Annotated in this window: 14 protein-coding genes; 5 read left to right on the plus strand and 9 right to left on the minus strand. The window is 73.7% G+C overall.

Going from position 1 to position 19,692, the window contains the following annotated elements:
• Positions 1 to 163: 163 nt before the first annotated feature.
• Complete coding sequence (gene murD, locus AB0B63_RS01610; protein WP_208570901.1) at positions 164 to 1,513, minus strand: UDP-N-acetylmuramoyl-L-alanine--D-glutamate ligase; 1,350 nt, start codon at positions 1,511 to 1,513, stop codon at positions 164 to 166.
• A gap of 86 nt (positions 1,514 to 1,599) precedes the next feature.
• Here murD and AB0B63_RS01615 point away from each other — a divergent pair, with 86 nt between their 5' ends.
• Entirely contained in the window at positions 1,600 to 2,949 is a 1,350-nt protein-coding gene (locus tag AB0B63_RS01615) for a hypothetical protein (protein ID WP_357013702.1), read from the plus strand.
• A gap of 350 nt (positions 2,950 to 3,299) precedes the next feature.
• Here the strand turns inward: AB0B63_RS01615 and AB0B63_RS01620 are convergent, their stop codons facing one another.
• The 3 genes from AB0B63_RS01620 to AB0B63_RS01630 all read right to left on the minus strand — a co-directional run bounded on the left by AB0B63_RS01620 (position 3,300) and on the right by AB0B63_RS01630 (position 7,504).
• Complete coding sequence (locus AB0B63_RS01620; protein ID WP_357013704.1) at positions 3,300 to 5,102, minus strand: PucR family transcriptional regulator ligand-binding domain-containing protein; 1,803 nt, start codon at positions 5,100 to 5,102, stop codon at positions 3,300 to 3,302.
• A gap of 79 nt (positions 5,103 to 5,181) precedes the next feature.
• Entirely contained in the window at positions 5,182 to 6,633 is a 1,452-nt protein-coding gene (argG, locus tag AB0B63_RS01625; RefSeq protein WP_357013707.1) for an argininosuccinate synthase, read from the minus strand.
• 55 nt (positions 6,634 to 6,688) lie between these two features.
• Complete coding sequence (locus AB0B63_RS01630; protein ID WP_357013710.1) at positions 6,689 to 7,504, minus strand: RNA methyltransferase; 816 nt, start codon at positions 7,502 to 7,504, stop codon at positions 6,689 to 6,691.
• A 316-nt stretch (positions 7,505 to 7,820) separates the two neighbouring features.
• Between AB0B63_RS01630 and AB0B63_RS01635 the strand changes: the two genes are divergently transcribed.
• Together AB0B63_RS01635 and AB0B63_RS01640 are read left to right on the plus strand one after the other, a co-directional pair.
• Positions 7,821 to 9,659, plus strand: a complete 1,839-nt coding sequence (locus AB0B63_RS01635) for a thiamine pyrophosphate-requiring protein (RefSeq protein WP_357013713.1) — start codon at positions 7,821 to 7,823, stop codon at positions 9,657 to 9,659.
• A 285-nt stretch (positions 9,660 to 9,944) separates the two neighbouring features.
• Complete coding sequence (locus AB0B63_RS01640) at positions 9,945 to 10,526, plus strand: thymidylate kinase (RefSeq protein WP_357014372.1); 582 nt, start codon at positions 9,945 to 9,947, stop codon at positions 10,524 to 10,526.
• A 472-nt stretch (positions 10,527 to 10,998) separates the two neighbouring features.
• On the opposite strand, the gene AB0B63_RS01645 is transcribed toward AB0B63_RS01640, so the two are convergent.
• The 4 genes from AB0B63_RS01645 to AB0B63_RS01660 form a co-directional block, all read right to left on the minus strand.
• Complete coding sequence (locus AB0B63_RS01645) at positions 10,999 to 13,227, minus strand: transglycosylase domain-containing protein (protein WP_357013716.1); 2,229 nt, start codon at positions 13,225 to 13,227, stop codon at positions 10,999 to 11,001.
• Positions 13,228 to 13,467: 240 nt separating this feature from the next.
• The gene (locus AB0B63_RS01650) at positions 13,468 to 14,271 is read right to left on the minus strand and encodes a hypothetical protein (RefSeq protein WP_208570888.1); all 804 of its coding nucleotides are present in this window, start codon (positions 14,269 to 14,271) and stop codon (positions 13,468 to 13,470) included.
• A 293-nt stretch (positions 14,272 to 14,564) separates the two neighbouring features.
• Positions 14,565 to 15,671 carry an SPFH domain-containing protein gene (locus AB0B63_RS01655; protein ID WP_357013720.1) on the minus strand — a complete coding sequence of 369 codons (1,107 nt, stop codon included), beginning with the start codon at positions 15,669 to 15,671 and terminating at the stop codon, positions 14,565 to 14,567.
• Positions 15,672 to 15,675: 4 nt separating this feature from the next.
• A complete protein-coding gene (locus tag AB0B63_RS01660; RefSeq protein WP_208570886.1) occupies positions 15,676 to 16,149 on the minus strand; it encodes an NfeD family protein in 474 nt (157 codons plus the stop codon).
• A gap of 94 nt (positions 16,150 to 16,243) precedes the next feature.
• Between AB0B63_RS01660 and AB0B63_RS01665 the strand changes: the two genes are divergently transcribed.
• Positions 16,244 to 17,557, plus strand: a complete 1,314-nt coding sequence (locus tag AB0B63_RS01665) for a serine hydrolase domain-containing protein (protein ID WP_208570885.1) — start codon at positions 16,244 to 16,246, stop codon at positions 17,555 to 17,557.
• A 51-nt stretch (positions 17,558 to 17,608) separates the two neighbouring features.
• On the opposite strand, the gene AB0B63_RS01670 is transcribed toward AB0B63_RS01665, so the two are convergent.
• Positions 17,609 to 18,421: a DUF3097 domain-containing protein gene (locus AB0B63_RS01670; protein ID WP_208570884.1), complete on the minus strand. Its 813-nt coding sequence runs from the start codon at positions 18,419 to 18,421 to the stop codon at positions 17,609 to 17,611.
• A 332-nt stretch (positions 18,422 to 18,753) separates the two neighbouring features.
• On the opposite strand from AB0B63_RS01670, the gene AB0B63_RS01675 reads away from it, so the two are divergent.
• A complete protein-coding gene (locus AB0B63_RS01675; protein WP_208570883.1) occupies positions 18,754 to 19,548 on the plus strand; it encodes a hypothetical protein in 795 nt (264 codons plus the stop codon).
• Positions 19,549 to 19,692 lie beyond the last annotated feature (144 nt).

A 19,692-nucleotide genomic window follows, 5' to 3' on the forward strand; every position in this document is an offset into this window, starting at 1 on the left:
TCTCCGCACGCTGCCACCCCGACCGGCCGGCGACAACTGGCACTGTGTAGCCCGGCGTCCGTCCCCGCCTGACACCGCGTCACCCGGCCCGGTGTCGTCGGGCCCGTGCCGGGGTCGAGGTCGCCGGCCCGCGCTCAGCCGGCGGCGGTGTCCCGGATCGCGCTCAGCCGGCGGCGGTGTCCCGGATCGCCTCGGCGAACACCTCGGAGCGGTGCTCGAAGTTACGGAACCGCCCGTAGCTGGGCGCCGCCGGGGAGAGCAGCACCACCCCGCCGGCCGGGGTCACCGACCGGGCCAGCCGGACCGCGTCCACCAGGTCGTCCACCAATTCGGTACGCACCTTCGGCAACCCGGCCAGCGCCGCCACGATCCGGGGACCACTGTCGGGAATCCCGATCACGGTCAACTCCCGCTCGGCCAGGTGCTCGGCCAGCGGCGTGTAGTCCAACCCCCGGTCGGTGCCACCGACGATCACCGTCAACGGCCGCCCGTCGTACGCGTCGATCGCGTGCATCGCCGCGTACGGGCTGGTGGCGAGGGTGTCGTCGACGAAGGTGAGGCCGGACGGGTCGGCGATCTCGGTGAGCCGGTGGGCCAGCCCGTGGAACCCGGCGACCGCCACCGCCAGGGTGTCCTTGTGGGCGACGACGTCGACCCCGAGCGCGTCGAGCACCGCGAGCGCCACGCACAGGTTGCCCGCGTTGTGCCGGCCGACCAGTGGCAGCACCCCCCGGGCGAACAACGGCCGGTCGCCGAGGTGGAACCAGTCGGTGCCGTCCGGGCCGGTGTCGACGTGCACACTGTCGGGCAGGCCGGCCCGGATCGCCGCCCGGTCGCCCAGCTCCAGTGCCAGCCGCGGGTCGTTGCCGTTGACCACCACCGTCCGGGGGCCGTACGCGATCAGGTTGAGCTTGTCGCGGTAGTACTCGGCCTCACCGCCGTGCGCGTCCAGGTGTTCGGGGAACAGTGCGGTGACCACCGCGACCCGGGGCGAGTCGGTCAGGTCGCTGCACTGGTAGCTGGACAGCTCCAGCACGTACGACTCGGCGTCGGGCAGGTCGAGGGTGGGCACCCCGATGTTGCCGCCCAGGACGTTGGGCCGGTCCACCGCCGCGAGCAGGTGACTGATCAGGCTGGCCGTGGTCGACTTGCCCTTGCTGCCGGTGACCCCGATCGTCCGGTCGGCGTGGTCGGCCATCCACAGCGCGGTGCCCTGGGTGACGGTGACCCCCTTGGCGCGCAGCTCGACCAGCCACGGGTGGGTGTTGGGCACCCCCGGGGAGCGCACGACGACGTCGGCGGCGGCCAGCCGGGCGTACCCCTGCTCCCCGGTGACCAGCGGCGCGGCCTCGGCGAGCGGCCCCTCCCAGGCCACGGCGAGGAAGTTGGCGCTGTCGTCGACGGCGACCAGGTCCGCCGGGCCGTGCGCGGCGATGGCGGTCACGGCGGCGCGGCCCTCGCGGCCGGCCCCCCAGACGGCGACGGTACGGCCGCGCAGATCGGACAGGCGCACGAACTCTCCCTCAGGTGTCGACGGTGGTGCGGCGGCCGGTCCGGCGCAGCGGACCCGGCCGGACGGACCAGGGCCTAGTATGGCGTGTGCCCAACGAGCAGCTCCGGCGGATGGACGCCTTCACCTTCCCGTCGTACTCGTTCGACCCCGCCACCGGCGCGGCGTCGTTCGACTACGCCCTGACCGGTCCCGACGGCGAGCAGCGGTTCACCGAGGTGATCACGTTGCCGCTGCCGGCCGCGCCGCCGTCGGACGAGACGGTCGCCACCCTGGGCCGGGTCCTGGAACTGCTGCACGTGGTGGCCGGGGTCAGCTACTACAAGGCCGCCGCCCCGCCGCGCCTGGTGCTGCCGACGCCGCTGGGCGGGGCCGCCACCGCGCTGGTCACCGCCGTCTACACCAAGGGTCTCGCCGAGTACGCCTACCGCAACCAGCTCCCGCACGTGCTGCGGCTGCGCCCCGAGGTGCCGGCCGGCGAGGTCCCGCCACCCCGGGTGTACGACGACTCGGACCGTCGGCCGCTGTCGGCCGTCGGCGGGGGCAAGGACTCCATCGTCAGCCTGGAGGCGCTGCGCCGGGGCGGCTTCGACCCGGTGCCGTTCTCGGTCAACCCCAACCACGTGATCGTCGCGGTCAACGAGGCGTCCGGGTTGCCCGCGCTGGCCGCCCGGCGACGGCTCGACCCGGTGCTGTTCGACCTGAACGCGGCCGGCGCGCGCAACGGGCACATCCCGGTCACCGCGATCAACTCGCTGATCGCGGTCGCCACCGCCGTGCTGCACGGGCTCGGGCCGGTGGTGATGTCCAACGAGCGGTCCGCGTCCGACCCGAACCTGATCTGGAACGGTCACGAGATCAACCACCAGTGGTCCAAGGGGGTCGAGGCCGAAGGGCTGCTGCGGGCGGCACTGGCCGAGCACGCCGGGCTGACCGAGCCGTACTTCTCGCTGCTGCGTTCGCTGTCGGAGCTGCACATCGCCCGGCTGTTCGCCACCATCGACCGCTACGACGCGGTGGTGACCAGTTGCAACGCCGCGTTCAAGCTGCGCGACGCCAGCGCCCGCTGGTGCCGCAACTGCCCGAAGTGCCGGTTCGTCTTCCTGGCCATGGCCCCGTTCATGCCCCGGGACCGGGTGGTCGGCATCTTCGGCGGTGACCTGCTGGCCGACGAGACGCAGATCCCCGGCTACCGGGAGCTGCTCGGCGTGGACGGGCACAAGCCGTTCGAGTGCGTAGGCGAGGTCGAGGAGTCGGTGGTGGCGTTGAGCCTGCTCGCCGCCCAGGACCAGTGGCGCGACGCCCCGGTGGTCCGCACCCTGGTCGACGCGGTCCCCGCCGCCGCCTGGTCGACGGCCGCCACCTCCGACGTCTTCACCCCCGCCGGCCCCCACCACGTCCCCGCCCCCTACGCCAAAACCCTGCACACCCTGACCTGACCCCCTCCCCGCTCCCCCTCCCCCCCGTGCCCCTCCCCCTCCCCCCGTGCCCCTCCCCTTCCGGCCCTCATCGCCCCGGTGATCAAGAGGTTCGCGTCACCGGGGCGGCAAATTCTGACGTATTCCTCTTGATCACCGTGAACCTGCCGGCCGGGCAGTCGGTGATCAAGAGGAATGCGTCATCCGGACAGCGAAATCTGACGCAAACCTCTTGATCGCGGTCGACGGGCAGGCCGTGTAGGCGGTGATCAAGAGGTTTGCGTCATCCCGCCGACGAAATCTGACGTATTTCTCTTGATCACCGGGGACAGGCGGGGACGGGCGGGGCGGAAGGGCGGCGGGGAGGGGCGTCAGGGGGTGCGGATGGCGTCGAGGGCCAGTAGGGCTACGTGGAGGGAGAGGCTGGTCTCGACCGAGTCGAGGTCGACGCCGAGGATTCGGCCGATCCGGGCCAGTCGCTCGTAGAAGGCCGGGCGGGACAGGTGGGCGGCAGCCGCGCCGGCCGACTTGTTGCGGCCCTGCTCCAGGTAGGCCCGCAGGGTGCCGAGCAGTTGCTCCCGGGGGTGCTGGGCGTCGTGGGCCAGTAGCGCGCCGAGTTCCCGTTCGACGAAGGTCTGCAGCCGGGGCTCGTCGCGCAGCAGGTGCAGCAGACCGGCCAACCCGACGTGCGGCAGCCGGAAGACCGGCAGTTCCCGGCTGTCCCGGCGGGCGGCCTCGGCGAGCTGCCGGGCCTCGACCAGCGACCGGCGTACCTCCCGCAGGCTCCCGACTCCGGAGCCGGCGGCGACGATCACCGTCAGCCGGTGGCTGTTCCCGCCGGACGGCGGCGGGTCGGGGTGGCGGCGGCGCACGGCGGCGGCGAAGGCGGTGAGGGCGCGTTCCTCGGCGGCGGCGTCCGGCAGGGCGAGCAGGACACCCACCGCCTGGTCGTCGACCGGACTGGTCAGACCGGACAGCTTCGTCTCCCGTAGCGCCTGGCCGACCGCCTCAGCGAGATCCCGCAGCCGGGCCGGGCCGGCCTGCGGGTCCGCCGGGGCCGGTGTCGGCCAGGTGACCGGGTACGCGGGAGGGCCGGCTCCGTCGACGGGTGGTCCGCCCTCGCCCGGTGCGGGGGTGCCCGCCGGGGCGTCGCGGCGGTGCCGGACCATGATGCCGACCAGGTGCCGGCGGTCGAGGGTCACTCCGAGCGCCCGGGCCCGCAGGGCGATCTCGCCCACCGGGCGGGAGTGGTCGAGCAGGGCGGTGAGCAGGGTGCGGTGCAGTTGCCGTTCCAGTCCTTCGGCGTCGCGGCGGATCAGCCGGCCCAGCGCCAGCGTCGAGGCGGCCCGCTCCACCAGGATGGTCAGCCGGGTGGGCGGCGTGCCGACGGGCCGGCCGTCGCCGAGGCCCGCCCGCGCCGGCCAGCGCAGCAGCAGCCGACCCCAGTCCTGCCCGCGCGCGCCGACGGTGGTCACCAACCAGCCGCTGTCCCCGTCGTACGCGGTCCGGCCGGTGGGACGGATCCGGCGGGAGTGCTGCTCCCAGCCGTCGAGCAGCAGGTCGGCGCTCTCCCCCGCCGGGTCGTAGGCGAGCACCTGCCGGGACAGGTTCTCCAGCACCACCGGGCAGCCGGCCAGCTCGGCGGCCTGCCGGACCACCTCGGCCGCCCCGGCACCCTCGACGGACAGGTCGGTGAACCGCTGGTGGATCTCCTCGGTGGCCCGCAGCTCGTGCAGTTGGGCGTCGACGATCTGGGCGTGCACCGCCTCGGTGATCCGGACGAACGGGGTGGCCCGCCGCAGCTCGACCAGGGGCAACCCGCGCCGCTCGGCGGCCACGGCCATCACCCGGGGCACCTCGGTCGGGTAGCGGCGGCCCAGCTCGACCACCAGCCCGGAGACGCCCACCTCGGCGAGGTCGCCGATGAAGGCGCGGAGCCCGGCGTCGTCGGCCGGTAGCCCGATGCCGGTGGTGAGCACCAGTTCACCACCGCCGAGCAGGGTGGCGATGTCGGGCACCTCCGCCACGTGCACCCAGCGCACCGGCCGGTCCAGGCCGGCCTCCCCCGCCACCAGTCGCGGTGCGCCCCGACGGACCGGGTCCAGCGCCAGCACCTCACGGACGGTCGGGAACACGGGCGACACGCTACCCTCCGTGACCCCGGGTCCCGCCATCCACCGTCCGTCGCCGCCCCGGCGACGGGGCGGCGCCGCCGGCCGGGGCGGTGACCCGTCCCGGCCGGCGGTGCGACGGTCAGTCGACGCCGAACTCCATCGCGGCCCGGTCGAGGGCCTCGTCGTCGGCCGAGGCGACGCCCCGGGAGGCGATGGCCTCCGCGCCGCCCTGCGGCATCGCCCCGATCAGCCCGGTGGAGGCGGCCTGGGCCGCGCCGACCGCCCGCTGGGGGGTCCCGCCGCCGACCAGGCCGAGGGTGGCGTACTGCTCCAGCTTGGCCCGCGAGTCGGCGATGTCCAGGTTGCGCATGGTGAGCTGCCCGATCCGGTCGGACGGGCCGAAGGCCGAGTCCTCGGTACGTTCCATCGACAGCTTGTCCGGGTGGTAGCTGAACGCCGGGCCGGTGGTGTCCAGGATCGAGTAGTCCTCGCCCCGGCGCAGCCGCAGGGTCACCTCGCCGGTGACGGCGGTGCCGACCCAGCGCTGCAACGACTCGCGCAGCATCAGCGCCTGCGGGTCGAGCCAGCGGCCCTCGTACATCAGCCGGCCGAGGCGGCGACCCTCGTGGTGGTAGTTGGCCAGGGTGTCCTCGTTGTGGATGGCGTTGACCAGCCGCTCGTACGCGGCGTGCAGCAGCGCCATGCCGGGGGCCTCGTAGATGCCCCGGCTCTTGGCCTCGATGATCCGGTTCTCGATCTGGTCGGACATGCCCAGGCCGTGCCGGCCGCCGATGGCGTTGGCCTCCAGCACCAGGTCGACGGGGCTGCCGAACTCCTTACCGTTGATCGTCACGGGGCGGCCCTGGTCGAAGCCGATGGTGACGTCCTCGGTGGGGATCTCCACGGACGGGTCCCAGAACCGGACCCCCATGATCGGGCTGACCGTCTCGATGCCGGTGTCGAGGTGTTCCAGGGTCTTGGCCTCGTGGGTGGCCCCCCAGATGTTGGCGTCGGTGGAGTACGCCTTCTCGGTGCTGTCCCGGTAGGGCAGGCCGCGTTCGAGCAGCCACTCCGACATCTCCTTGCGGCCACCCAGTTCGGTGACGAAGTCGGTGTCCAGCCACGGCTTGTAGATCCGCAGCTGCGGGTTGGCCAGCAGGCCGTACCGGTAGAACCGCTCGATGTCGTTGCCCTTGAAGGTCGAGCCGTCGCCCCAGATCTGCACGTCGTCGGAGATCATCGCCCGGACGAGCAGGGTCCCGGTCACGGCCCGGCCCAGCGGCGTGGTGTTGAAGTAGGCCCGGCCGCCGGAGCGGATGTGGAAGGCGCCGCAGGTCAACGCGGCGAGGCCCTCCTCGACCAGGGCGGCGCGACAGTCGACCAGGCGGGCGACCTCGGCGCCGTAGCTGAGCGCACGTCCGGGCACCGAGTCGATGTCGGGCTCGTCGTACTGGCCGATGTCGGCGGTGTAGGCGCACGGGACGGCGCCCTTGTCGCGCATCCACGCGACCGCGACCGAGGTGTCGAGGCCGCCGGAGAAGGCGATGCCGACACGTTCGCCGATGGGCAGGGAGGTGAGAACCTTGGACACAGGAAGATTATGCACCTGGCCGCATTCTCATGCAAATAGCCGGTGGTCGTGGTGGCTACCCGTCAGCAGGGTCGTCCCGGCCCAACTCCCAGAACGCCACCGCCGCCGCGGCGGCCACGTTCAACGAGTCCACGCCACGCCGCATCGGGATCACCACCCGCACGTCGCTGGCCGCCTGGGCCGCCCCGGTCAGCCCCGGGCCCTCCGCCCCCAGCAGCAACGCCGCCCGCGCCCGCTGCGCCGACGTCAACCGCTGCATGGGTACGGCGTCCGCCGCCAACGTCATGGCGAGCACGGTGAACCCCGCCTCCCGCACCTGGTCCAACCCCACCGGCCAGCGCTCCAGCTTCGCGTACGGCACCGCGAACACCTCCCCCATGCTGACCCGCACGCTGCGCCGGTAGAGCGGATCGGCGCAGGACGGCGAGAGCAGCACCGCGTCGATGCCGAGCGCGGCGGCCCCCCGGAAGATCGCGCCGAGGTTGGTGTGGTTGTTGATGTCCTCCAGGATCACCACCCGACGGGCGGCGGCCAGCACCTCGGCGGCGGTGGGCAGGGGCTTGCGGTGGAACGAGGCGAGCACGCCCCGGTGGACGTGGAAGCCGGTCGCCTTCTCCAGCACGTCGGGGGTGGCCGCGTAGACCGGGACGTCCCCGGTGTCCAGGTCGGCGAGCTGGTCGACCCGTTTCGCGTCCACCAGGTACGACCGGGCCGGATAGCCGGCCCGCAACGCCCGGCGCAGCACCAGCTCCCCCTCGGCGATGAACAACCCGTGCGGGGGTTCCCACCGGGTACGCAGCTCGACGTCGGTCAGCGCGCGGTAGTCGGCGATCCGGGCGTCGTCGGGGTCGGTGATCTGGTGAACGGGCACCGCCCGATTCTGCCGGGTGCCCCGGCTCGCACCTGCGGGGCGGTCCGGCGCACCGCCGGCCGGAACCCGGTCGCCTTCCCCGACCCGGTCGACCTCTCCGACCCGGCCGACTTTCCCAACCCGGCCGACCTCTCCGACCCGGCCGACTTTCCCGACCCGGCCGCCTTTCCGCCCACGGGCAGGTTCCCGGACACCGTCGCCTTCCCGTACACCGTCGCCTTCCCGGACGCGGGCGGGTTTCCCGGCCCGGGCGGGTTTCCCCGGTCGTGGGGCGGGAAGGGGGCGGGAAAGGGACGCGACCGGAGGGACCACCACGATGAGCGCGACAGGCACCGCCGACGGCAGCTTGCCGAAGAACGCCACGGTCGCCGACCACATCGTGGCCCGCCTCGCCGAATGGGGGGTGCACCGCTACTTCGGTTACCCCGGCGACGGCATCAACGGGATGACCTCCGCGCTGCAACGGGCCGGCGACCGGGTGGAGTTCGTCCAGGTACGCCACGAGGAGACCGCCGGTTTCGCCGCCAGCGCCCACGTCAAGTACGGCGGCGGCCCACTCGGCTGCGCCCTGGCGACCAGTGGCCCCGGCGCGATCCACCTGCTCAACGGCCTCTACGACGCCAAGCTCGACCACCAGCCGGTGGTGGCCCTGGTCGGCAACACCGCGCTGACCGCCGAGGGCGGCGGCTACTACCAGGAGGTCGACCTGCTCGCCCTCTACAAGGACGTCGCCTCGGACTTCCTGGCCCAACTCGACGACCCGTCCCAGGTGCGGCACCTGGTGGACCGGGCCTGTCGTACGGCGCTGTCCCGTCGGACGGTGACCGCACTGGTGCTCCCGCTGGACGTGCAAGACGAGCCGGCGGTACCGGATCCACCGCACGCGCACGGCTACTACCACACCAGTTCGGTCCCGAGCAGCATGCCGACGGTGCCGCCGGAGGCGGAACTGCGCCGCGCCGCCGAGGTGCTGCGCGGCGGCGAGAAGGTGGCGATGCTGGTCGGGCAGGGCGCGCTCGGTGCCGAGCAGGAGGTACACCTGATCGCCGACCGGCTGGGCGCGGGGGTGGCCACCGCCCTGCTCGGCTTCACCGCCGTCGACCACCGTGAGCCGTGGGTGACCGGGGCGATCGGCCTGCTCGGCACCCGACCGAGCTGGCAGCTGATGCAGGACTGTGACCGGCTGCTGATCGTCGGCAGCAACATGCCGTACTCGGACTTCTATCCGCCGCAGGGGCAGGCCCGTGCGGTGCAGATCGACCTGGACGGGTCCCGGATGGGGCTGCGCTACCCGACGGAGGTCAACCTGACCGGCGACGCCGGCCCGACCCTGCGGGCGTTGCTGCGGGAGCTGGGCGACGGTCCCGCCCCGACGGCCTGGCGGGCGACCGTCGCCGACGCCACCTCGGCGTGGCGACGCGCCCAGGCGGACCTGGCCGGGCAGCCCGCCGACCCGGTGAACCCGCAGCTGCTGTTCCACACCCTCAACGACGCACTGTCCGACGACGCCATGATCGCCGTCGACTGCGGCACCGCCACCGCCTGGTACGCCCGCCACCTCCAGGTCCGCCCCGGCATGCTGGCCAGCCTCTCCGGCACCCTGCTGTCGATGGGCGGCGCCATGCCCTACGCCCTCGCGGCGAAGTTCGCCCACCCCGACCGGCCGGTGGTGGTGTTGATCGGCGACGGGGCGATGCAGATGAACGGGGTCAACGAGTTGATCACCGTGGCGAAGAACTGGCGGCACTGGGCCGACCCGCGTTTCGTGGTGCTGGTGCTCAACAACCGGGATCTGGCGTTCGTCAGTTGGGAGCAACGCTCCACCGAGGGCACCCCGCGCTATCCGGCCAGCCAGGACGTGCCGGACGTGGCGTACCACCGGTGGGCCGAGGTGCTGGGCCTCGACGGCGAACTGGTCGACTCCCCCGATCAGGTCGCCGGCCTGTGGCGTCGGGCCCTGACCGCCGACCGTCCCGTGGTGGTGAACGCGATGGTCGACCCGGCGGAGCTGATGCTGCCCCCGCACTTCACCCTCGACCAGGCCCGCAAGACGGCGTCGGCCCTGCTGCGCGGCGACACCGACCGGGCCGGCATCGTCCGCCGGGGCATCCCCGCCACCCTGGCCACCTACCGCCCCCGCCGCAAAAACCCCTGACCACCCACCCCCAGCCCCCAGCCCACCCACCCGCACCGCCCCGAAGCAGGCCCGGACCGCCCCGCCCAGCCTCCACGCCGGACCGCGGTGATCAAGAGGTTTACGTCACGCAGAGCTCCATTCCTGACCTGAACCTCTTGATCACCGGGCCAAGCCGGGCCGGGGTGAGCCGGGGCAGGTTGGGTTTGGGTTTGGGTGGGTTCGGGGGGTGGTGGGGTTCGGGGGGTGGTGGCGTGGTATCGGGTGGTTAGGGTGCGGGGGATGGGGCGTGGGGTGGTTGTCGCGATGGTGGGGACGGACGGGTCAGGAAAGTCGACCCAGGCCAGAGGGCTGGTGGGACGGCTGAACGAGGCGGGGATACCCGCGACCTACCTCGAGAATGCCGGTGGACGACCGCTGTGGAACCGGCTGGCGCGGGCGGTGGGCCGTCGCGACGGCGTGCATCTGTTCGGACGGCGTGCCTACCCGGTGCTGGAGGCGGCGGTACGGTGGGTGGCGCTGGCCCGTGCGGTGGCGGTCACCCGGTTGACCGGGCGGGTCGGGGTGATGGACCGCTGGACCTGGTGCCAGTACGTGATCATGCGAGCCCGCGGCGACCGGGGTGTCGGGCTGGTCCGCGCCGCGTACGCCCTCTTTCCCCGGCCGGACCTGGTCTGTTTCCTGGCCGTCCGGCCGGAGCTGGCCCAGCGACGGGTGCTGGAGCGGGGCATCGACACCGAGGAGTTGGCCCACCTGACCGCGCTCGACGCCGGTTACCGGGCGCTACCGGAGTTCGGCAGCTTCACCCTGATCGACGGCAACGCCGCCCCGGCGACGGTGGCCGCCGCCCTGGACCGGGCGGTCGCCACGGTCACCGGCAGGCGGTAGCCGTCACCGGCACCCGTCGGGACAGCCCGGTAAGCCGTAACCGCCACCGTGCCGGGCAACCCGGTAAGCCGTCACCGGCACCGTGCCGGACAACGCGATAGCCGGCACCCTGCCGGACACCCTGGTAAGCCGTCACCGGCACCCCGCCGGACAGCCCGATAGCCGGCACCCCGCCGGACAACCCCGGTGGCAGCACAGCCAACCCTTAGCGGCCCGCTGGCAGCACAGCCAACCCCCAGCCCGATGGCAGCACAGCCGACACCCTGGTCGCCGTGCCCGGATGGTGGTCCAGCCGGTTGCTCCTCGCCGCTGCCGCCGAAGATCACGCTCGATCCATGTTCCGGTGGCATCCAAGCGCTCGCGAGGCCACTCGAACATGGATCGAGCGTGATCTTGCACCTCGGTGCCACGCACGAACCCCGGCTGCGCGACCCGGGCGTACCGGCCGACTGGCACCCGCACGAACCCCGGCTCAGCCCCGACGGTTCTGCAACCAGCGCAGCAGGTCCGACGGGAAGCCCTCGTCCGGTTGCGGCGCGCTGGGGGACGGCCGGGGCGTCGGACGTTGCGGGTTGCCGACGAGTTCCCGGCTGGGGGCGGTGAAGTCGCGGACCGGCTGGCCGTCCACTGCGGTACGGATGGTCCGGGCGACCGCCGTGATCACCTCACCCTGCACCGCCGCGCCGACCGCGTCGCTGGGGTCGTCGGGGTTGGCGGCGATGCCGGCGACCGCGATCTGCGGGGTGAAACCGACGAAGGTCTCGGTGGCGTTCTGCTCCGAGCTGCCGGTCTTGCCGGCCACCGGGCGACCGACGATCCGGTCCACCCCACCGGCGGTGCTGCCGTTGCACTGCCCGTACGCCGACTGCTGGCCGACCGGGCAGCGGGCCGCGTCGGTGGCGGCGCGGGCCACGTCCGGCGTCAGCACCTGCTTGCAGGCCGGCTGCCCGACCGGCACGGTCGTGCCGTCCGGGGCGGTCACCGAGACCACCGGGGTCGGCGCACAGTACGTCCCCTCGGCGGCCACTGTCGCGTAGGCGTTGGCCAGGTCGAGCGGGGTGGTGGCGGACACCCCGAGGGTGAACGCCCCCCAGTCGGCGGCGTCGTGCGCGGCGAGGTCGGCGTCGGCCGGCGCCCGGAAGGTTATCCCGAGGCGCTGGGCCATCTCCACCACCTTGGCCGGGCCGACCTGCTCCTCCAGCCAGACGAAGTAGGTGTTCACCGAGCGGCCGAAGCCGTCCCACATCATCCGGTAGCCGTCCATCCGCGCCGGGTTGGCGTTGGCCGGGCACCACCGGCCGTCACAGGACGCCTCCCCCTCGGCGGGGAACCGGGTGGTCAGCCGGCTCGGCGAGTCGAACCCGGTGGACAGGGTACGACCGTTCTCCAGCGCGGCCAGCATGGTGAACAGCTTGAACGTGGAGCCGGCCTGGTAGCCGGCGATGCTGCCGCCGCCGGAGACCAGCGGGTTGACGGTCTGGCCGTCACCCACGCCGTACTCCCGGTTGACGGCCAGGGCGAGCACCCGGCCGGTGCCGGGCTCGACGGCGGCGATCGGCAGGGCGCGGGCGTCGTCGGCGGGGTAGACCTTGCGTGCCTCGGCGACGGCGGTGGCCTGCACGTCGGGGTCGAGCGAGGTGACCACGGTGTAGCCGCCCCGGCGCAGCGACTGCTCCCGCTCCTGGGCGGTCGCACCGAAGGCGGGTTGCTCCAACCACCAGCGACGCAGGTAGTCGCAGAAGAATCCGGCGTCGGCGCTGGCCGTGGCGGTGCAGCCGTTGGGCTGGGCCGTGGGGTGCAGGGTCAGCTTCTCGGCGCGGGCCGCGTCGGCCTGGGCGGCGGTGATCGCGCCGGTGGCGACCATCGAGTCGAGGACGTACCCGCGTCGCTTCAGGGCCGCGTCCTGGTCACCGTCGATCGGGCTGTACGCGTCGGGCGACTGGACCAGGCCGGCGAGCAACGCCGACTCGGCCAGGGTCAGGTCGGCGGGTGCCTTGCCGAAGTAGCGCTGGCTGGCCGCGGCGACCCCGTACGCACCCGAGCCGAAGTAGGCGATGTTGAGGTAGCGGTTGAGGATCTCGTCCTTGCTGAGGGTCTTCTCCAGCTCGGTGGCGTACCGGATCTCCTGGAGCTTGCGCCCGACGGTCTGCTCGGTGGCCGCCTGCCGTTGCTCGGCGGTGGCCGTGGGGTCGGTCTTGAGCACGTTACGCACGTACTGCATGGTCAGCGTGGAGCCGCCCTGGGCGGTGCCGCCGCCGGTGACGTTGGCGACCAGGGCGCGGGCCATGCCGCGCAGGTCGGCCCCGCCGTGGGAGTAGAAGCGGCGGTCCTCGGCGGCGACGATCGCCTGCCGCAGTGTCGGGGCGATCTCGGCCAGCGGCACGTCGGTGCGGTTGACGTCGTAGAACGTGGTGAGCAGCGTCTTACCGTCGTTGGCGTAGAGGTAGGAGCGCTGCGGGGTGGCCGGGGTGCGCAGCGCCGCCGGCAGGTCGTCGAACGCCCCCAGGACCGCCTTGGTGGCGACGCCGGCGAGCAGGTTGCCCGGGAGCGCGGCGACTGCGAGGACCAGACCGGCCAGCAGGCCGGCGAGCAGCACGGTGAGCAGCCGCGTCAGCGGCGTCCGGGGTGAGGACATGGACGCAAGCATTGCCACCGCACCGGGTAGCAGCCCACTCCGCCAGCGGATTGTCAGGTAACTCACCGTAATCTGCCAGCGACTTCCCCGCCCCGTCCCCCTCCCGTCCCCGCATCCCCCCTCCATCCCGTCCATCCCCTCCGTCCCCTCCGTCCCGGCGGCTCGGTGATCAAGAGCTTTGCGCGCTCTCCGGCCGAATTCCTGACGCAAACTTCTTGATCACCGACCCGAGCCGACCCGAGCCGACCCGAGGCGGGGAGGGGCGGGGGGAGGGAGCGGGGAGCGGGGAGCGGGGCGGGGGCGGGGTTAGGCGGCGGGGAGGGGGCCTTGGGGGCCGGGGGTGGGTGGGGTGGGGGTGGTGACGCTGGCGGTGGCGGCGTCGTGGGCGATGGCGGCCGGGAGGAGGCGGCCGGAGCGGTAGCCGATACCGACACCCGAGATCAGCACGAAGATCGCGCCGAAGGTCGGCAGCGAGCCGACCAGCGCACCGCCCAGGCCGAGCAGCGGGGCGGCGATCATCAGCATCGCCCCGTCACCGATGGCGAACGCCCCGGAACGGGCCACCGCCCAGCCGGTGAGCAGCCACCCCGCGCTGTAGCAGGTGGCCCCGACCAGCACCAACGTCCGGGCGGTGGTGCCGAAGACCGGGGTCTGCTCGGTCAGGCCGGCGAAGGGCAGCATCAGCACCGTGCCACCGATGCCCACCAGCAGGCCGGCCACCGCCGCCCGCCGGCTGCGGGTGGCCGCGAGCAGACCGGTGAGCGCGAGCAGGGCGAGCAGACCCAGCCAGATGGCGGCGACCCAGCCGAGCAGGTAGAGGGGCCGGCCGTCGGCCGGGTACGGGTCGTTGCCGACCGCGCCGTCGCTGGCCATCGCCACCGCCCCGTAGAGCACCGCGTAGGCGGGCAGCAGCCAGACCGCCGCGCGGGCGAGCCGGCGCAGCGACCAGGCCCAACTGGCGTCGGTGGCCGGCGCTGACGGGCCGGGGTCACCGACGAAGGGCAGCACCCCGAAGCCGCCGCCGGTGCGCCGGGTGCCCAGCGGACCCGCCGGGTCGTGTGCGCCGGCAACCGGGGTACGGGAGAACAAGCGCTGCGCGGGTTCCTTCATGGCTCACCTCGTCTGCTCCGACGGGCGGCACGCGCGGCGACACCCGTCTACTCCGGCGGGCGGTACGCGCGGCGACACCCGTCTGCTCCGACGGGTGACCGGCACGCGCCCCCGTCCGCCCTCCCGACGGGCGGCACGGGACGCGCCACCCGGCTGCTGGCGGCGGGCCGGCCGGAACGCGTCCGGCGCCCCGGTGCCTGACCACCACCCGTCCCTCAGGACCGATCGTGGCAGGCACCGGGGCGCCGGATGAGCGTTTCTCACATTTGCCGCCGGGGTGGGCGGCGACGGGGTCAGGCCCGTTCGCGCTGGTCGGCCGGGTCGCTGACCAGGCTGGCCGGGGAGACCGGCTCGGGCGCCGGCAGCCCCTTCGGCACGTTGCCGCCGGTGGCCTGCGCCTCGGCGACGCGTACCTCGTCGTGGATCTGCTGGGCGGCGCTGGCCGCCGCCTGGGCCGCCTCGGCGGCCTCCCGCTCGACCTCGCCCGCGCTGTGCTTCGCCTCCGGGGCCGGTTCGTCGCCGACCATCCGGCTCAGCCCGCCCAGCGCGCCGCCCATGCCCTCCAGGGCCTTGGTCAGCTCGGTCGGGATGATCCAGACCTTGTTGGCCGTGCCGTTGGCGATCTGCGGCAGCGCCTGCAGGTATTGGTAGGCCAGCACCTTCTGGCTCGGGTTGGCGGTGTGGATCGCGTCGAAGACCGTCCGGATCGCCTTGGCCTGACCCTCGGCCTGCAGGATCCGGGCCTGCCGGTCACCGTCGGCGCGCAGCACCGCGGACTGCTTCTCACCCTCGGCGGTGAGGATCTGCGACTGCTTGTGCCCCTCGGCGGTGAGGATCGCCGCCCGGCGGTCCCGCTCGGCGCGCATCTGCTTCTCCATCGAGTCGCGGATGCTCGCCGGCGGCTCGATCGCCTTGATCTCCACCCGGGTCACCTTGATGCCCCACCGGCCGGTGGTCTCGTCGAGCACCCCGGAGAGGTGCCGGTTGATCTCCTCGCGGCTGGTCAGGGCCCGCTCCAGGTCCAGCGAACCGATCACGTTACGCAGCGTCGTGACGGTCAGCTGCTCGATCGCCTGGATGAAGTTGGCGATCTCGTAGGTGGCCCGGACCGCGTCCACCACCTTGTAGTAGAGGACGGTGTCGATCGACACCACCAGGTTGTCGGAGGTGATCACCGGCTGCGGCGGGAAGCTCACCACCTGCTCACGCATGTCGACCTTGGTACGCACCGCGTCGACGAACGGGACCAGCAGGTTCAGGCCCGGGTTCAGGGTGCGCTTGTACTTGCCGAGCCGCTCCACCACGTCCTGACGCTGCTGCGGCACGATGCGTACCGCCTTCGCCAGCGTCACCACCATGATCAACGCTACGGCCACCAACAGGACCGCTAGAAATTCCATACCGTCACCTTTTCGCTTCCGGCAGCTCGCCGGGGGAGGAAATGTCGTCCTGCCACACCAGGGCGGTGGCGCCCCGGACCTTTATCACCTGCACCCGCGCACCGGGCTCGAAAGTCTGCGTCGCGTCGTACGGACGCGCCGTCCACAACTCGCCGTCGATCTTCACCATGCCCTGGTCGGCACCGACCTGCTCGATCACCAGCGCGGTGGCGCCCTCCAGCGCCTCCACCCCGAACGGCTGCTCGCCGCTGTCCACCGACGGCCGCATGTGCCGGCGGATCGTCGGCCGGGCGAGCGCCACCGTCAACGCCGACACCACGGCGAAGACCACCGCCTGCACGGCGACGGGCGCACCCAGCGCGGCGGCCCCGGCGGCGGCGAACGCGCCCACCGCGAACATGATCAAAAACAGCGTCGTCGTGAAGATCTCGGCGACGGCCAACAGCACACCCAGCACGATCCACACCACGGCGTCCACCCCCCGATCGTGACACGTCCACGCGAATCCACCCACTCCTGGTGATCAGTAAGCTCAGTTCAGGCCCGTTCCGACCGCCGCCAAGGAGCCGATCGTGACCCTGCTCGCCGAGACCGTCCGCCGGATCGACACCCTCGTGGCACAGGCCCAGGCCACCGGGCGTACGCCGTCGTTGGCGCTGGGCGTCGTACGGGACGGGGCCCTGGTGCACCTGGCCGCCGCCGGCGACCACCCGCGCCCGGACCCCGACCTCCAGTACCGGGTGGGCTCGATCACCAAGACGATGACCGCGACGCTGCTGCTGGGGGAACGGGACGCCGGCCGGCTCACCCTCGACGACCCGCTGGAGCGGCACCTGCCGGGCACCGCCGTCGGCGGGCTCACCCTGCGCCAACTCCTCGGCCACGCCAGCGGCCTGCACCGCGAACCCGACGGCCCGTGGTGGGAGCGGACCGAGGGCACCGACCTGGCCACCCTGGTCGCCGGCGTGACCACGGACAAGGTCGGCTACCCCGCCTGGCGCGGCTACCACTACTCCAACCTGGCGTACGGGCTGCTCGGCGGGGTGCTGGAACGGGTCACCGGGACGCCCTGGGCGCAACTGCTGAGCACCCGGATCCTCGACCCGCTGGGCCTGCGGCGCACCACCTACCACCCCACCGCGCCGTACGCCCCGGGCTACGTGGTGCACCCGTGGCACGACACCCTGCGGGAGGAGCCGCGCACCGACACCGGGGCGATGGCCCCCGCCGGGCAACTCTGGTCGACCGTCACCGACCTCGCCCGCTGGGCGGCGTTCCTCGCCGATCCCGACCCCGAGGTGCTGGCCGCCGACACCCTCACCGAGATGTGCACCCCGGTCATCCTCAGCGACCTGGACTCCTGGCGTGGCGGCCACGGCCTGGGCCTGGAGCTGTACCGCGAGGGCGACCGGGTGTACGTGGGCCACGGCGGCTCGATGCCCGGCTACGTCGCCGCGCTGACGGTGCACCGGCCCAGCCGGACCGCCGTGGTCGGCTACGCCAACTCGTACGGGTTCCGCACCGGCCACATCGGCGGGCTGTCCCGGCAACTACTCACCCTGGTCCTGGACGCCGAACCGACGCCGGTCACGCCCTGGCGGCCGGCCGCCGCCCCACCCCCGGCGGAACTGGCCGAGCTGACCGGCCGCTGGTGGTGGATGGGCATCGAGTACGAGGTCAGGGCCGACCCGGCCGGCGAGCTGTGGGCCGGCCGGCCCGGCGAGCCGACGCTGCGGTTCACCCGGACCGGACCGGACCGCTGGCGGGGCCGCTCCGGCGAGGAGGACAGCGAGGTCCTCGCCGTGCTCCGCGACCCGGACGGGCGGGCGGTGGGCCTGGACATCGGCACCTTCGTCTTCACCCGCACCCCCGACCAGGAGCCCTGACCCGTCTGCCCGACCGGTCGGCCGTCTGCCCGATCCGGCGGTCGGTGCGGCTCAGCCGGGCTCGGTGACGAAGTCGATCAGGCGTTCCATCGCGTTGATCAGCGGCGTCTCCACATCGGCGAAACTGTCCACCCGGGACAGGATGCGTCGCCACATGTCGGCCGGCTCGGCCACCCCGAGGGCCGCACAGACGCCCTCCTTCCACGGCCGGCCCGGCGGCACCACCGGCCAGGCCCGGATGCCCAGCGCGGCCGGCTTGACCGCCTGCCACACGTCGACGTACGGGTGCCCGGTAACCAGCACGTGCGGGGAGTCCACCCGGGCCACGATCCGGCTCTCCTTGGAGCCGGGCACCAGGTGGTCGACGAGCACCCCCAACCGGCGGCCGGGGCCGGGGGCGAAGTCGCGTACCTCGGCGTCGAGGGCGTCGATGCCGTCCAACGGCTCCACCACCACGCCCTCGACCCGCAGGTCGTCGCCCCAGATCCGCTCCACCAGGGCGGCGTCGTGCACGCCCTCGACCCAGATCCGGCTGGCCTTGGCCACCCGCGCCCGGACGTCGTCCACGGCGATCGATCCGGAGGCGGTGCGGCGGCGGGCGGCAGGCACCACGGGGCGTACCGGCCGGCGCAGGGTCACCGGTGCCCCGTCGAGCAGGAACGCGGCGGGCAGCAGCGGGAAGACGCGCCGCCGGCCGTGCCGGTCCTCCAGCACCACCGCCCCCGACTCGAACCCCACCACCGCGCCGCAGAACCCGGAGTCGGCGTCCTCCACCACGAGATCCACCTCGGCGTCGACCTCGGGGGTGACCTTCCGTCGCCGCCAGTCGCCCGCCAGCACGTCCTCGCCGTATCGCCCCGCCATGTCGATCACGCTAACCTCCGGCGCGCTCCGGCACCTCCCGACGCGCCCGTCCGACGTGCCGCCCACCCGGACCGACGCGCCGCCCGCCGAGCACGACGCGCCCCGGCCGACCCGCCGCCCGCCGAGCACGACGCGCCCCGGCCGACCCGCCGCCCGCGCGGGTCGGCGTGCCCCCGCCGTGCCCGACCCGCCGTCCGCGCGGGCCGTTGCGCCAACCGCCCGGGCCGACGTGCCGTCCGTGCGGGCCGCGCCACCTGCACCGGTGGGTGGGCCGTGGGACCCACGATCCGGCAGTCGAGACAGGGGCGGCGGGGAGCACGTACCCTTTCGGCATGTCCTCCCCCGCAACGGGCGCGGCCACCCTCGCCGCGCGCCGGTCGAGCCGTTTCGTGGCCTGGGTACGCGCCTGGCGGGCCGGCCTGGTGCCCTTCGACGAGGTGGCCGAGTCGGTCGCCGGTGACGAGGAGCACCTGGTCGCCGACGCGCCGGGCACCTGGCGGGACGTGCCGCTGCGCGACGCCCTGCCGACGTTGGCCAAGCTCTCCCCCGACGAGATCCGCCTGGTGCTGCCGGCACCGGGCGACCCGCGGGGGCTGCCCGGTCCGGGCGACTTCGCCGGGGCCGCGCTGCTGGCCGGGGAGGCCGTGGTGGCCGGTGGGCTCGGGCTGATCCCCGAGGTGCGCACCCACACCTCCGGCTCCGGGATGACCTGGGAGACGGTGCTGTGGCGGGTCTACCCGCTGCCGGCCGACGCGCCGAAGGCGTCGCTGACCGCACCCGGAGCGGCCGAGGCGGAGGCGGAACTGGCCACCGCGCTGGCCGAGTCCACCGCCGCGCTGACCCGCCTCGACGTGGCCCAGTGGCGGCCCGAGCTGGCCGGGGCGCTCGCCGCGCTGCGCCGCCCGGACGGTGCCACCGACCTGCCGCCCGGGTTCGACCCACGCTCCCGGCGGCTGTTCGCCCGCGCCGCCGTCCTCGACCGGGTCCTCGCGCTGGCCGGGGAGAGCGCGCCCGGCGGAGCGATCAACAACCACGAGGCCCAGCAGCGCGACGCCGCCCTGCGCCCGCTCACCACCGCCTGTAGGCAGGCGCTGGTCGCCGCCTGCAACGCCCCGCTGCGCCCCTGACCGCACCCGCCGCGCCGCGCACACCGCGCCGCCCGCGCCGCGCCGCACACCGGGCCGGGCCGCCCGCGCCGCGCCGTATGCCGGGCCGGGCCGCCCGCGCCGGGACGCCATGCCCGCCGGCCGGGACGCTGCCCGCACCCGGAC

Source organism: Micromonospora sp. NPDC049081 (genome assembly GCF_040648835.1).
Classification (GTDB): Bacteria; Actinomycetota; Actinomycetes; order Mycobacteriales; family Micromonosporaceae; genus Micromonospora; species Micromonospora antibiotica.